This is a genomic window from Serratia sp. NPDC078593, assembly GCF_050268245.1.
In the GTDB taxonomy this organism is placed as follows: Bacteria; Pseudomonadota; Gammaproteobacteria; order Enterobacterales; family Enterobacteriaceae; genus JBNNGK01.
This window is the reverse complement of the sequence record NZ_JBNNGK010000001.1, coordinates 20,354-34,765: the sequence shown is the minus strand read 5'-3', so window position 1 is coordinate 34,765 and position 14,412 is coordinate 20,354. Positions and strand designations below refer to the sequence as shown.

14 protein-coding genes and 1 pseudogene are annotated in these 14,412 nt (G+C 52.7%); 11 read left to right on the top strand and 4 right to left on the bottom strand.

Going from position 1 to position 14,412, the window contains the following annotated elements; all coding sequences use genetic code 11:
* Positions 1-9: 9 nt before the first annotated feature.
* From cysN to ACQKDS_RS00190, 3 genes are all read left to right on the top strand, one after another.
* Positions 10-1,437, top strand: coding sequence for a sulfate adenylyltransferase subunit CysN (cysN, locus tag ACQKDS_RS00200; protein ID WP_399665048.1), 1,428 nt, complete (start codon positions 10-12; stop codon positions 1,435-1,437).
* A gap of 1 nt (position 1,438) precedes the next feature.
* Positions 1,439-2,068, top strand: coding sequence for an adenylyl-sulfate kinase (cysC, locus tag ACQKDS_RS00195; RefSeq protein ID WP_399665176.1), 630 nt, complete (start codon positions 1,439-1,441; stop codon positions 2,066-2,068).
* 93 nt (positions 2,069-2,161) lie between these two features.
* Complete coding sequence (locus ACQKDS_RS00190) at positions 2,162-2,479, top strand: DUF3561 family protein (RefSeq protein ID WP_399665051.1); 318 nt, start codon at positions 2,162-2,164, stop codon at positions 2,477-2,479.
* Positions 2,480-2,530: 51 nt separating this feature from the next.
* Here the strand turns inward: ACQKDS_RS00190 and ACQKDS_RS00185 are convergent, their stop codons facing one another.
* From ACQKDS_RS00185 to ACQKDS_RS00175, 3 genes are all read right to left on the bottom strand, one after another.
* Positions 2,531-3,253 carry an amino acid ABC transporter ATP-binding protein gene (locus tag ACQKDS_RS00185; protein ID WP_399665053.1) on the bottom strand — a complete coding sequence of 241 codons (723 nt, stop codon included), beginning with the start codon at positions 3,251-3,253 and terminating at the stop codon, positions 2,531-2,533.
* A complete protein-coding gene (locus ACQKDS_RS00180; protein WP_399665179.1) occupies positions 3,237-3,956 on the bottom strand; it encodes an amino acid ABC transporter permease in 720 nt (239 codons plus the stop codon). The genes ACQKDS_RS00185 and ACQKDS_RS00180 overlap by 17 nt, the downstream gene beginning before the upstream one ends.
* A 215-nt stretch (positions 3,957-4,171) precedes the next feature.
* Positions 4,172-4,942 carry a basic amino acid ABC transporter substrate-binding protein gene (locus ACQKDS_RS00175; protein ID WP_399665056.1) on the bottom strand — a complete coding sequence of 257 codons (771 nt, stop codon included), beginning with the start codon at positions 4,940-4,942 and terminating at the stop codon, positions 4,172-4,174.
* 386 nt (positions 4,943-5,328) lie between these two features.
* Between ACQKDS_RS00175 and ftsB the strand changes: the two genes are divergently transcribed.
* From ftsB to ACQKDS_RS00135, 8 genes and pseudogenes are all read left to right on the top strand, one after another.
* Positions 5,329-5,646, top strand: a complete 318-nt coding sequence (ftsB, locus tag ACQKDS_RS00170; protein ID WP_399665059.1) for a cell division protein FtsB — start codon at positions 5,329-5,331, stop codon at positions 5,644-5,646.
* 3 nt (positions 5,647-5,649) lie between these two features.
* The gene (gene ispD, locus ACQKDS_RS00165) at positions 5,650-6,354 is read left to right on the top strand and encodes a 2-C-methyl-D-erythritol 4-phosphate cytidylyltransferase (protein WP_399665062.1); all 705 of its coding nucleotides are present in this window, start codon (positions 5,650-5,652) and stop codon (positions 6,352-6,354) included.
* Positions 6,355-6,368: 14 nt separating this feature from the next.
* Positions 6,369-6,842, top strand: a complete 474-nt coding sequence (gene ispF, locus ACQKDS_RS00160) for a 2-C-methyl-D-erythritol 2,4-cyclodiphosphate synthase (RefSeq protein ID WP_399665182.1) — start codon at positions 6,369-6,371, stop codon at positions 6,840-6,842.
* 4 nt (positions 6,843-6,846) lie between these two features.
* Positions 6,847-7,893, top strand: a complete 1,047-nt coding sequence (truD, locus tag ACQKDS_RS00155; protein ID WP_399665065.1) for a tRNA pseudouridine(13) synthase TruD — start codon at positions 6,847-6,849, stop codon at positions 7,891-7,893.
* Positions 7,874-8,635: a 5'/3'-nucleotidase SurE gene (gene surE, locus ACQKDS_RS00150; protein WP_399665185.1), complete on the top strand. Its 762-nt coding sequence runs from the start codon at positions 7,874-7,876 to the stop codon at positions 8,633-8,635. The genes truD and surE overlap by 20 nt, the downstream gene beginning before the upstream one ends.
* A complete protein-coding gene (locus tag ACQKDS_RS00145) occupies positions 8,629-9,255 on the top strand; it encodes a protein-L-isoaspartate(D-aspartate) O-methyltransferase (protein WP_399665068.1) in 627 nt (208 codons plus the stop codon). Before surE ends, ACQKDS_RS00145 begins: the two co-directional genes overlap by 7 nt.
* 368 nt (positions 9,256-9,623) lie before the next feature.
* Positions 9,624-10,595, top strand: a complete 972-nt coding sequence (gene nlpD / locus ACQKDS_RS00140; protein ID WP_399665188.1) for a murein hydrolase activator NlpD — start codon at positions 9,624-9,626, stop codon at positions 10,593-10,595.
* A 53-nt stretch (positions 10,596-10,648) separates the two neighbouring features.
* A pseudogene (locus ACQKDS_RS00135) lies at positions 10,649-11,541 on the top strand (sigma-70 family RNA polymerase sigma factor).
* 79 nt (positions 11,542-11,620) lie between these two features.
* Here the strand turns inward: ACQKDS_RS00135 and mutS are convergent.
* Complete coding sequence (gene mutS, locus ACQKDS_RS00130; protein ID WP_399665071.1) at positions 11,621-14,173, bottom strand: DNA mismatch repair protein MutS; 2,553 nt, start codon at positions 14,171-14,173, stop codon at positions 11,621-11,623.
* Positions 14,174-14,412: the final 239 nt, after the last annotated feature.

Sequence of the window (14,412 nt, the reverse complement as noted above, 5' to 3'; positions counted from 1 at the left end):
AGCCGCCGGATGAATAACGTCATTGCACAACAAATTGCTGAACAGGGCGGGGTGGAAGCCTATCTGCATGCGCAACAGCACAAGAGCCTATTACGCTTTCTCACCTGTGGCAGCGTCGATGATGGCAAAAGTACGCTGATTGGTCGCTTACTGCATGATACCCGTCAGATCTACGAAGATCAGTTGTCCACGTTGCATACGGACAGCAAGCGTCTCGGCACGCAAGGCGAAAAGCTGGATCTGGCGCTGTTGGTGGACGGGTTGCAAGCGGAACGCGAGCAGGGCATCACCATTGATGTCGCATACCGCTATTTTTCTACCGAAAAGCGTAAATTTATCATCGCCGATACGCCGGGGCATGAGCAGTACACCCGTAACATGGCGACCGGTGCGTCAACCTGTGATTTGGCGATCTTGCTGATCGATGCGCGCAAAGGCGTGTTGGATCAAACCCGTCGCCACAGCTTTATCGCCACCTTGTTGGGCATTCGTCACTTGGTGGTGGCGGTGAACAAAATGGATCTGGTGGATTACAGTGAAGCGGTATTTGAGCAATTCAAGCAGGATTACCTGACGTTCGCAGAGCAGTTGCCGAACGATCTGGATATTAAATTTGTGCCGCTGTCGGCGCTGGACGGCGACAACGTTGCCACACAAAGTACCAAGATGCCGTGGTACAGCGGCCCGACGCTGCTGGAAGTCTTGGAAAGCGTTGATGTGATCAGCGAGCGGGAAACACAACCGTTACGCTTCCCGGTGCAGTACGTTAACCGTCCGAACCTCGATTTCCGGGGTTATGCGGGCACCTTGTCAGCTGGCATTGTTCGCGTTGGGCAACGGGTCAAAGTATTGCCTTCCGGTGTCGAAACCAGCGTGGCGCGTATTGTCACCTTTGATGGCGACCTGCAAGAAGCCGCGCCGGGCGAGGCGATAACCTTGGTGCTGAAAGACGAAGTCGATATCAGCCGTGGTGACTTGCTGGTCGATGCAGGGGAAACGTTGCAGGCAGTTCAAAGCGCCCGTGTTGACGTGGTATGGATGGCGGAGCAATCGTTGCTGCCGGGCCAGAGTTATGACATCAAAGTCGCCGGTAAGAAAACCCGCGCGCGCGTTGAGAATATTCGTCATCAGGTGGAGATTAATTCACTGACCCAATATCAGGCGGATACCTTGCCGCTGAACGGTATCGGGCTGGTGGAGTTGACCTTTGATGAACCGCTGGTGTTGGACAGTTATCAACGTAATCATGATACGGGTGGGCTGATCTTTATCGATCGCCTGAGCAATGTCACCGTAGGTGCGGGTTTGATCCGTGAAGGGTTACAGGCTGCGCCGGCGTCGGTCAGTGAGTTCAGTGCGTTTGAACTGGAGCTGAATGCCTTAGTGCGTAAGCATTTCCCGCATTGGGGTGCGCGTGACCTGCTTGGGGGCCAATAGCGTGGCCGATGTGGAGCAGCGGCTGACCGGGCCGGATGATGAAAACGTAGTATGGCATCCGCATGCGGTGACGTGTGCGGATCGGGAGGCACGTAACGGCCACCGTGGGGCGGTATTGTGGTTTACCGGGCTTTCGGGGTCGGGGAAATCGACCGTTGCTGGCGCGTTGGAACAGGCGTTGCATGCGCAAGGGGTCAGTACTTATCTGCTCGATGGGGATAACGTGCGTCACGGGCTATGCCGCGATTTGGGGTTTTCCGATGACGACCGGCGCGAGAATATTCGCCGCGTCGGTGAGGTGGCGAAGCTCATGGTTGATGCCGGGTTGGTGGTGTTAACCGCGTTTATTTCACCGCACCGTGCCGAACGCCAAATGGTGCGTGACATGCTCGGCCCCGATCAATTTATTGAGGTCTTTGTCGATACGCCATTGGCAATTTGTGAAGCGCGCGATCCTAAGGGATTGTATAAGAAAGCCCGCGCCGGAGAGCTGCGGAATTTCACCGGCATTGATGCCGTCTATGAAGCGCCAACTGCCCCAGATATTCAGCTAAATGGCGAACAATTGGTAACAAATTTGGTTGCGCAAATGTTAGACGTGCTGCGTGATCAGGCTATGATCAAATCCTGAATTCGAAAAAGCGTGTGGCGATAAAACGCCATGCGCTTTTTACTCTAAGGTGCGCTCAAGCGCACTGAAAGATATGAATAACCAGGGATTGCTATGCAAAATGTCTCGCCCATATTGATTGATCCAACACCGAACAAAGAAGATCCCTCTTATTCTTTTCTTGGTGGCGCCAGCGGTTTTGTTTTTTACTGGCTGGCGTTTGCGGTGCCGTTTATGGTTTACGGCGCTAATACGCTGTTTTTTCTGCTGTATACTTGGCCTTTATTTCTGGCTCTGATGCCCGCTTCGGTCGTGATTGGCATTGTTTTTAGCATGTTACTGCGTGGACGTTTGCTGTTGACGTTGCTAATGACGGGGAGCGCGGTGTGGTTTTTGTTCTGGTTGATGTTCAGTAGCTTGACGGGGTGGTAACCCACCGGGCACAAGGCTGCGCCCGGCGAGATTGCAAAGCCGTGCCGAAGGTTACAAAACTTTGCTTAAAAATGCCTGAGTACGCGGATTGTTGGGGTGGCTGAAAATCTGCTCTGGCGTACCTTCCTCCTGAACGATTCCTTGATCGATAAACAAAACCCGGTCAGCGACCTCTCGAGCAAACGCCATTTCATGCGTTACCACCACCATGGTCATGCCTTCGTTCGCTAACGCTTTCATCACCGCGAGCACTTCCCCCACTAGTTCAGGATCAAGCGCCGAGGTTGGTTCATCAAACAGCATGATTTGCGGCTCCATAGCCAACGCGCGGGCGATAGCCACACGCTGTTGCTGGCCACCAGACAGGCTGCTGGGATAGGCATCAATTTTGTCCAGTAAACCCACCTTGTTCAGTAAAGCTTCAGCACGCAGCGTGGCATCGCTGCGCGACAGCTTCTTGACGTCCATCGGTGCCATGATGATATTTTCCAGTACCGTCATGTGCGGGAACAGGTTAAAACGCTGGAACACCATGCCGACGCTGGCGCGGACTTTATTGAGATCGGTGTTCGGTTGGTGAATGGCAAAGCCGTTAACCTCAATCTGCCCGCCGGACAGCGTTTCCAATGCGTTGATACAGCGCAGGAAGGTGCTCTTACCGGAGCCGGATGGACCGATGACGCACACCACTTCGCTGGGCGCAATCTGGCATGAGATACCGCGCAGCACATGGGTTTCACCGAATTGTTTTTGCAGATTATGTACGTGAATCACTTTTACCTAACCTCTTTTCCATGTGTTGCACCATCAGCGAAAGCAAGAAGGTGATGACCCAGTAGACCACTGAAATCGCCAGATAGGGTTCCCAATAGGTAGCGTAAGCGCCAGAGACGGTTCGCGCTGCGTAGGCCAAATCGGCCAGGCCGATGGCGGAAGCCAGCGAAGAGTCTTTCACGATGGCGATAGCGTTGTTACCTAATGGCGGCAGCATGCGGCGAAATGCCTGCGGCAGAATCACTTTACGCATGGTTTTCCCATAGCTCATGCCTAACGAGCGCGAAGCTTCCATCTGCCCGCGATCAATCGACTGAATACCGGCGCGGAAAATTTCTGAGACATAGGCACCCGCGTTCAGGGTGATTGCCACCACACAGGAAAGAAATGCACCGTAATCGGCACGCAGCGCGCGGGCGAGTTCGCTGCTCATGATGCCGTGAGTGACCAGCAGGCCATCGCGCGGGTTGATAAACAGCGGCACCAACGCAAAGTGCACCACCATGATCTGCACAAACAGCGGAGTACCGCGAAAGGCGCTGATATAAATACGCACCGGCCACTGAATACCATAATGCAAAATAGGTTTCCAAATGCCGTGCGGTGCCTGAGCTAAACGGCCTAAGCCGAGCAGTAACCCCCAAGTGGTGCCGAGAACCACACAGACAAGGGTGCATTTGATGGTCATCCAGGCGCCTTCCATAAACAGTGGCGCGTATTCCTGGATAATCTCCCAACGAAAATTCAAGGTAGAATCCTTCTAAAAGCAGGTTCAGGCTGCGGCGTGCAGCTATCATGGGATTGGGCAACCACATCCTTTTGATCGTGATCGCATCCTTTGCCGAGTGCAGGTGAGTGCCTGCCCCTGCGATCGGTGAGCGCGCGACGCCGGGTTATCATTTTTTGTAGTTGGCCGATTTACTCGCTTGGCAACGTTGGGACCTGACTGTCGAACCAGGTTTGGTAGATATTGGCGTAAGTGCCGTCCGCGATAATTTTCTGCAAACCTGCATTGATTTTGTCACGCAGTTCCTCATTGCCTTTGGCGACGGCAATGCCGAAATACTGGCGTTCAAATTTGGCATCGGTGATCAGTTTGAACGCTTTTTCCGGGTGCGTTTTGATGTAGAACTTGGCAACCCCCACGTCGCCGACGGCGGCGCTGATACCATCTTCAAATAGCTCTTGTAACATCAGTGGTGTATTGTCGAATCGTTTGATGGCGGTGCTGTTTTTGCCGAGTACGTCAGAAACCACGATGTCGCCGGTGCTGGAGTTCACGACGCCAACGTTTAGGGATTTCAACGCCGCGATGGAATCGACCGTGGAGTCTTTAGGCACTACGATCGCCTGTTCTGCCGGGAAGTATGGCGCGGAAAAATCGACCATCTGTTTACGCTTGTCGGTAATGGTGATGCCAGAGATGATGATGTCGCGGTCACCGGAGTTAAGCGTTGCGAAGATCCCTTCCCACGGTGTGTTGACCAGCTTGATTTGGAAGCCCTCGGCGCTGGCGATGGCTTTAATAATGTCAATATCAAAGCCTTCTAACTGCTTGCTGCTGTTTTCGAATTCAAACGGACGGTAGGTGCCGCCTGATCCAACGACATAGGTGGTTTCTGCGGCAAATGACTGGGCAGATACGCTGGCAAGCAGACAGCAGCTAATTAGAACGAAACGTTTTAACATAATAATCCCCGTAAGTTAGATAGTCTGTGTTTTGCTTATTTATTCATATTAATTGCATAAAAATACTTTTTTAGACGAAGAAAAACAACTGTTAGATGATGCTATTGAGGTTAAATATGCACTCTTGGCGTAGGTGGCTGGCACTTTCGCATATGGCCGTGTGTTAAGGTACTTGCGCGAGGTCCAGCTACTGCAGGGGGACGGGGGCTGTCGTTTGGCGTGTTTTAAGCGGAATGGCGCTGTTTTTTGCCGCGTTGAGCGGATTTTTAGATTATAAACTCAGTAAATTCTCATCTGTATTCTCAAACTGGCGCTGAAAAGCCATTCTCAGTGTGGAGTCTGGCGAAAAGTTGTGGGATGATTGGTCGGTTTTTCAGGGGGCGGGGATGGGAAAACTTACGCTACTATTGCTGGTATTGCTCGGCTGGTTACAGTATTCGCTGTGGCTGGGTAAGAATGGTGTTCACGATTATGTGCGAGTCAATAATGACGTTGCGGCCCAGAAGGGCAACAATGCCAAGTTGAAAGCGCGTAACGATCAGCTGTTCGCTGAAATCGATGATTTGAACGGTGGTCAGGAAGCGATTGAAGAACGCGCGCGTAATGAACTCGGTATGATTAAACCGGGTGAGACTTTCTATCGTCTGGTTCCTGACCAATCTAGACGCGGCGCGACAGCCTCTTCGCAAAACAACGTAAAATAAAGCATGAATCACTCCGCAGATTCCTTTTCACAGGTGGTTGCCGTTTTGCCTGCTGCCGGTATCGGTAGCCGTATGCAAACGGATTGCCCAAAGCAATACCTCACGATTAATAACCAAACTATTCTTGAACATGCGATCCACGCTTTGCTGCGTGATCCACGGATTCAGCAGGTGATTGTGGTAATCGGCTCAGAGGATGTGCACTTTGCCACCTTGCCGATCGCCGCCGATCCCCGCGTGCGAGTGACCGTAGGGGGCAAGCAGCGTGCTGATTCGGTGATGGCCGGTTTACAACTGGCGGGTGATGCGCAATGGGTGCTGGTGCATGATGCCGCCCGTCCGTGCCTGCACGCCGATGATCTTGCGCGTTTGTTGGCGATCACTTCCCACAGTAAGGTGGGGGGCATTCTGGCCGCGCCAGTACGCGATACCATGAAGCGCGCCGAAACGGGCGGCAACGCGGTTTCGCATACCGTGGATCGTCAGGATTTATGGCATGCGCTGACACCGCAGCTGTTCCCGTTAGCCCTGCTTAAACACTGCTTACAACGTGCGCTCGATGAGGGGACAAATGTCACCGATGAGGCGTCGGCGCTCGAGCACTGTGGCTATCATCCCTTGTTGGTCGCCGGGCGTGCGGACAATATTAAAGTGACACGGCCGGAAGATCTTCGGCTTGCCGCATTCTATTTAACTCAGTTGGATTAACAGGAGCCTATGTGATGCGTATCGGTCACGGTTTTGATGTACACAAGTTTGGCGGCGAAGGCCCGCTGGTGATCGGTGGCGTTCGCATTCCTTTTGAGCAGGGCTTTCTTGCTCACTCTGATGGCGATGTCGCGCTGCATGCCGTTACAGATGCACTGCTAGGCGCGGCGGCGTTGGGCGACATTGGTAAATTGTTCCCGGATACCGATCCGGCGTTCAAGGGCGCGGATAGCCGCGAACTGCTGCGCGAAGCCTGGAAACGCATCCGTGCAAAGGGCTATCGTCTGGGGAATCTGGATGTCACCATTATTGCTCAGGCTCCCAAAATGGCACCACACATCCCGCAGATGCGTATCTTCCTGGCGGAAGATCTGCAATGTCACATGGATGATGTAAATGTTAAAGCGACCACCACTGAAAAACTGGGATTCACCGGGCGTGGCGAAGGCATCGCGTGTGAAGCCGTTGCCTTGTTAATCAAGGAGTAACGCGATGGATATGGCAAACTTGACCTGGTTACATGGTCAACCTCATGCCACCGGGGTGTTAAAAGCCAACCCGGAAGATTTCGTGGTGGTGGAAGATTTGGGCTTTGAGCCAGATGGTGAGGGCGAGCACCTGCTGGTGAATATCCGTAAAAATGGCTGTAATACGCAATTTGTTGCCGATTATTTGGCGCGCTTTGCCGGTATTCATGGTCGCTCAGTCAGCTATGCCGGATTAAAAGATCGTCATGCGGTCACGGAGCAATGGTTTTGCCTGCACCTACCGGGCAAAGACGATCCCGATCTTTCTCTTTTTGATCTGGAAGGTTGTGAAGTGTTGGCAGCGGTACGCCATCGCCGCAAAATGCGTATTGGCACGCTCAAAGGTAACGCCTTTACCTTGGTGCTGCGGCAAATCAGCGATCGCGATGACGTTGAACAACGCCTGCAGGCGATTGCCTCCGCTGGCGTACCCAATTATTTCGGCAGTCAGCGTTTTGGCCGTGGTGGTAATAACCTGATCATGGCGCGTCGTTGGGCGAAGGATGAAATCCGCGTTAAAGAACGTAATAAGCGCAGTTTTTACCTTTCCGCCAGCCGCAGTGCGCTATTCAACTGGGTGGCTTCAACGCGTTTGGCGAACCAACAGCAACGTACCGTGCTGGAGGGGGACGCGCTACAGCTCCATGGGCGGGGCAGTTGGTTCGTGGCGCAAGCCGATGAGCTGGAAAGCTTACAGCAGCGCCTCGACGCCGGTGAATTACACATCACTGCTCCGCTACCAGGGGAGAGTTCCCTTGGTACGGCCGCCGCTGCGCTAGCGTTTGAGCAGCAGTGCTTGGCGGAACAGCCGGAATTGCTTACGCTTTTAAAGCGTGAGCGTGTTGAACCAGCTCGCCGGGCTCTGTTATTGCAACCGCAGAACATGCAGTGGAACTGGTGGGATGATGTCACCGTTGAACTGCGCTTCTGGCTGCCCGCTGGCAGTTTCGCCACCAGCGTGGTTCGCGAAATTATGCGGCAGGATAGTAATGATGCGGATATTACTGAGTAACGATGACGGCGTAACGGCGCCGGGCATTCAGGTGTTGGCCGCGGCGCTGCGTGAATTTGCTGATGTCATGGTGGTGGCTCCCGATCGTAACCGTAGCGGTTCCTCTAATGCGTTAACGTTGGATGCGCCATTGCGAACCATAACGTCAGCGAACGGGGATATTGCCGTTCAACATGGCACGCCGACCGATTGTGTTTATCTCGGGGTCAACTCGCTGATGCTTCCTGCCCCGGATATTGTGGTTTCCGGGATTAACGCCGGGCCAAACCTAGGCGACGATGTGATTTATTCGGGGACGGTTGCTGCAGCGATGGAAGGGCGGCATTTGGGGCTTCCTGCGTTGGCGGTATCGCTCAACGGCCATCAACATTACGCGACCGCGGCAGCGGTCACCTGCCGTTTACTGCGCGCATTACAGCGCGAACCCTTGCGCACCGGTAAAATTCTTAACATCAATGTGCCTGATTTGCCACTCGATCACATTAAAGGTATCCGCGTGACGCGCTGTGGTAGCCGGCATCCGGCAGATAAAGTCTTCTGTCAGCAGGATCCGCGTGGCCATAATCTCTATTGGATTGGCCCACCTGGCGCTCAATGTGACGCTGGACCTGACACCGATTTTGCCGCGGTGGAGCAGGGATATGTTGCGGTGACACCGTTACAGGTGGATTTAACCGCTTATGCCGCGCAGGAGGTGGTAAACACATGGTTAACCAAAGCTGAGGTTAGCGGGGAATGGTAAACAAGCCGATGCAAACATTGCTGGCGCTGTTGTGTCAGCAAGGGATCCGGGATGAGCGATTGCTAAAGGCGATCGAATCTGTACCGCGTGAACGCTTTGTCGATGAAGCGCTTGAACATAAAGCGTATGAAAATACTGCGTTACCCATTGGTTCAGGCCAGACCATCTCCCAACCGTATATGGTCGCCCGGATGACGGAATTGCTTAACCTGACGCCAACCTCACGGGTATTAGAGATCGGCACTGGTTCCGGTTATCAGACGGCGATTTTGGCGCATTTGGTGCAGCACGTCTGCTCGGTTGAGCGGATTAAAGGGTTGCAATGGCAAGCCAAACGGCGCCTCAAACAGCTTGATTTACATAATGTTTCGACGCGTCATGGCGATGGTTGGCAAGGTTGGGCCTCACGTGGGCCGTTTGACGCCATCATTGTGACCGCCGCACCGCCAGAAATTCCGCAGGCGTTAATGGCGCAATTAGATGACGGTGGCATCCTAGTGTTACCGGTTGGTGAGCAATCGCAAACGCTGAAACGTATTCAGCGCCATGGCCATGAGTTTGCCATTGATTCGGTTGAAACCGTGCGGTTTGTTCCGTTAGTGAAAGGTGAACTGGCGTAGCCGTTGGCCAATTTACCAACGAAATGCAAAAACTGTTGCACTTTCATTGTCTCTGACGCGGCTTTTTACGTTCCAATAAGACTAATTTTCAATACAATTGTCTGTCTAAGTCGTTATCTTATGGTACGACTGTGCTGATGTGGTTACATTGGCGATGCTGTTTTACGCCTTCGACGGAATATGGCCTGGTGTTCAGGTATCTGCCGAGGACTCCCTGCTTGCGTAGAATCTGAGAAAAACTAAAAAGCTCAGCTACGATATAGAGGGAATTTTTGAAATTTATAGCCGAAATAGTTGGTGCAGCATCAGACTGCTTCAAATATGAAGGATATTGCTGTCACGGGGGAAGCATGAGCACGGGAAGCCCAATGATTACTTTATGCCGAGTTGCGGTCTGTACGATGGTCAGTTTGTGGTTGGTCGGTTGTTCGAACAATGGTTCGTCATCAGCCCCGATTAGCAGCGTAGGAGAGGGCGCCTCTGGCGCTGTCAGCACACAAGCGTCTCCACAAGAACGAATCGTCTATAACCGCAGTTATGAGGCGATTCCAAAAGGGAGTTATAGCGGCAGCACCTATACGGTAAAACGCGGGGATACGCTGTTTTATATTGCTTGGATTACCGGCAATGATTTCCGCGATCTGGCTCAACGCAACAATATCCCTGAACCCTATAGCCTGAATGTGGGGCAAACTATCCAGTTGGGCAATGGCTCTGCGAATGGCGGTATGCTGGCTGCAACGGATGCTACACATGGCGGTATTCCTAAACCGCCTTCCAGCAGCCAGATCCAGACGGCAACGGTTGATTCTCAACCAACGAACGCGTATTCTGGCAACTCAGGTAAACAGAATGTAGGTAAAATGTTACCTACCTCAGGGGCCGCCGTAGCTGGAACCGCTACAGCCCCTGTTACCGCCCCCGCTGCAACGCCTGTGGCGAGCAGCACCGTCAATAGCAGTGGGCCAGTCAGCGTTTGGAGATGGCCAACCGACGGTAAGATCATCGATAACTTTTCCTCATCAGACGGTGGGAATAAAGGTGTCGATATCGCGGGTTCTCGTGGGCAAGCCATTTTTGCTACCGCCAATGGGCGCGTAGTTTATGCAGGCAACGCTTTACGGGGTTACGGTAATCTGATCATCATCAAACATAATGATGACTACCTGAGCGCCTACGCTCATAACGATACAATGCTGGTCCGGGAACAACAAGAAGTGAAGGCGGGGCAAAAAATAGCAACCATGGGAAGCACCGGAGCCAGTTCAGTACGCTTGCATTTTGAAATTCGTTACAAGGGGAAATCCGTAAACCCGCTGCGTTATCTTCCGCAGCGATAGATTGTGCAGAATACGCTGTATTCTGCGCGTGGTATCACGGGTAGGAGCAGCTTATGAGCCAAAATACGCTGAAAGTTAACGAGTTACATGATGATGCGGATTTCGATGAGAATGGAATAGAAGCTGAATCATTTGATGAAAAAGCACTGGTAGATGACGCCAGTGAAAATGATTTAGCTGAAGAAGAGCTGTTATCCCAAGGAGTTACCCAACGCGTATTGGATGCGACGCAGCTCTATCTTGGCGAAATCGGTTATTCACCTTTGCTGACAGCAGAGGAAGAAGTTTATTTCTCACGGCGGGCACTGCGCGGTGACGTGCCGTCCCGCCGACGTATGATTGAAAGCAACCTGCGATTAGTGGTGAAAATTTCTCGTCGCTATAGTAATCGCGGTCTGGCGCTGTTGGATCTGATTGAGGAAGGTAACCTCGGTTTGATTCGTGCGGTGGAAAAGTTTGATCCAGAACGCGGCTTCCGTTTTTCTACTTACGCACCGCGCGTGAGCTTTCTCATAAACTGGATCACGAACCAAGCGCTGAAGAGATTGCTGAGCAACTCGATAAACCGGTTGATGATGTCAGCCGAATGCTGCGTCTAAACGAACGTATCACTTCTGTTGATACGCCGTTAGGTGGTGACTCTGAGAAGGCATTGCTGGATATCTTGGCCGATGAAAAAGACAACGGCCCTGAAGACACCACGCAAGACGATGATATGAAGCAAAGCATCGTCAAATGGTTGTTTGAACTCAACCCGAAACAGCGTGAGGTGTTAGCGCGCCGTTTTGGTCTGTTAGGCTATGAAGCGGCCACGTTGGAAGATGTCGGTCGTGAGATTGGTTTGACGCGAGAACGCGTTCGTCAGATTCAGGTGGAAGGCTTACGTCGTCTGCGTGAAATTCTGCAAATGCAAGGATTGAGTATTGAGGCGTTGTTCCGCGAATAATCCAGTGTTGTTTTAAATAAAAAACGGTGAGTCTATACTCACCGTTTTTTTATGGCTATTCAACGCATTAAGACGCTGTTTATACCATGCTTTTCAGGCGATAAACCCACTCCAGTGCCTGACGTGGTGTTAATGAGTCAGGATCCAAGGCTTCTAATGCTTCTACCGCCGGCGATATTTCTTCGGTCAGCAGAGGCATTTGGGTGGCATCGATGGTGCCTGCCGCCGTATGGCTAGACAGTGTTTCCAGCTCCCGTAGTTTTTGGCGAGCGCGTTTGATCACGTCGCGCGGTACACCGGCTAATGCAGCAACTGCCAGGCCATAACTCTTGCTGGCGGCACCGTCCTGTACGCTGTGCATGAAAGCGATAGTGTCACCGTGTTCCAGCGCATCCAAATGTACATTGACCACGCCTTCCATTTTCTCTGGCAACGTTGTCAGTTCGAAGTAGTGGGTTGCGAACAGTGTCATGGACTTGATGCGGTTAGCAAGATTCTCCGCACAGGCCCAGGCGAGGGATAGACCATCGTAAGTTGAGGTGCCGCGACCGATTTCGTCCATCAATACCAGACTGTTTTCGGTCGCATTATGCAGAATGTTGGCCGTTTCGGTCATTTCCACCATAAAAGTGGAACGGCCAGATGCCAGATCGTCCGCAGCACCAACACGGGTAAAAATGCGATCCACGGGGCCAATGGTTGCCTTGTTTGCGGGTACGTAACTACCGATGTGAGCCATCAGCACAATCAGCGCTGTTTGCCGCATATAGGTACTTTTACCGCCCATGTTTGGGCCAGTAATGATTAACATACGCCGCTGCGGCGACAGGGAAACCGGGTTAGCGATGAATGGCTCGCTCAACACCTGTTCCACTACTGGATGACGCCCTTCGGTGATGCGAATACCCGGCTGCTCACTGATAGACGGGCAAGCATAGTTGAGCGTTTCCGCGCGTTCGGCCAGGTTAGTCAACACGTCCAACTCGGCTAACGCACTGGCACTTTGCTGTAGTTCAGCCAGATGTGGCAGCAGCAAGTCAAACAGTTCGTCATACAACGCCTTTTCGATCGCTAATGCCTTGCCTTTCGACGTTAGCACTTTGTCTTCGTATTCCTTAAGTTCAGGAATAATGTAGCGCTCGGCATTTTTCAACGTTTGGCGGCGAACGTAATGAATAGGGACTAAATGGCTTTGGCCACGACTGACCTGAATGTAATAGCCATGAACGCCGTTAAACCCAACCTTGAGCGTGTCCAAGCCCAGCTTTTCACGTTCGCGGATTTCGAGACGATCGAGATAATCGCTGGCACCGTCAGCCAGCGCGCGCCACTCATCTAGCTCAGCATTGTAACCGCTAGCGATGACGCCACCGTCTCGTACCAATACCGGTGGCGCTTCGACGACGGCGCGTTCCAGCAGATCCTGCAATTCATCAAATTGCCCAACGTGCGACAGCAGTTGTTGCACATGAGGTATGTCGATGCCTTGCAACAGCGTGCGGATCTCTGGCAATTGCTGGAAAGCATGACGCATGCGCGCTAAATCGCGTGGGCGAGCGGTACGCAGAGCCAGACGCGCGAGAATACGCTCTAAATCGCCAACCTGACGCAACGGCAGCTGGAGGTCATCATACTGTGTCTGTAAGGCGCCTATCGCTTGCTGACGATTGTTGAGTATCTTGGCGTCACGGGTGGGCATATGCAGCCAGCGTTTCAACATGCGGCTACCCATTGGCGTCACGGTACGATCCAAAATCGCCGCTAAGGTATTGTCTGAGCCGCCGGACAAGTTTTGCGTAATCTCTAAATTACGCCGAGTCGCGGCGTCCATAATAATGCCGTCTTGCTGGCGCTCCATGGTGATACCACGGATATGCGGTAGAGACGTTCGCTGGGTGTCTTTCACGTATTGCAGCAAACAGCCCGCGGCGCGGAGCGCCTGTTGCGACTGCTCGACGCCAAAGCCGCTTAGGTCGCGTGTGCCAAATTGCAGATTTAATTGCTGACGCGCGGTATCCAGCTCGAACTCCCACAATGGGCGACGGCGCAAACCGTGGCGCTGTTCGATTAACGCCATGGTTTCGAAGTTTTCTGGGTACAGCAGTTCGGCCGGGTTCGTGCGCTGCAATTCGGCGGCCATAGTTTCCAAATCCTCCGGTTCGGCAACGCGGAATCGGCCGGAGCTGATATCCAGCGTGGCGTAACCAAAGCCGCGCGCATCCTGCCAGATGGCTGCGAGCAGATTATCTTGGCGCTCTTGCAACAACGCCTCATCGCTGACGGTTCCAGGCGTGACAATGCGCACAACCTTGCGTTCTACCGGTCCTTTGCTGGTGGCCGGATCGCCAACTTGTTCACAAATGGCGACAGACTCACCCAATTGCACCAGTTTGGCCAAATAATTCTCAACGGCGTGGTGCGGTACGCCCGCCATCGGAATAGGTTCGCCCGCAGACGCACCACGCTTAGTCAGGGAAATGTCCAGTAGCTGCGAAGCACGTTTGGCATCGTCGTAGAACAGCTCATAAAAGTCGCCCATGCGATAGAACAGCAGGATTTCAGGATGCTGAGCCTTGAGACGCAAGTACTGCTGCATCATTGGGGTGTGGTCAACGTATTCTTTGTTTTCCATAATATTCAATGCGCTATGTTCTGGTTATGCGTTGTGAGCACGATGATTGCCTTGGCCGCTTGACGCTTCCTGCAAAAAAGCCAAACGCGGGCTGCTCTGTTAGAGGAAAGATGTTAACAGGTGATACCGCAGTTTCATACGTATCTGCAAAGCATCAGGAGATTTTAAGCGATGATGCGAAATGCTTCGCAATCAAGAACTGAGGGTGTTCTTTAATGTAGCGGCCACTTTTCCTGATA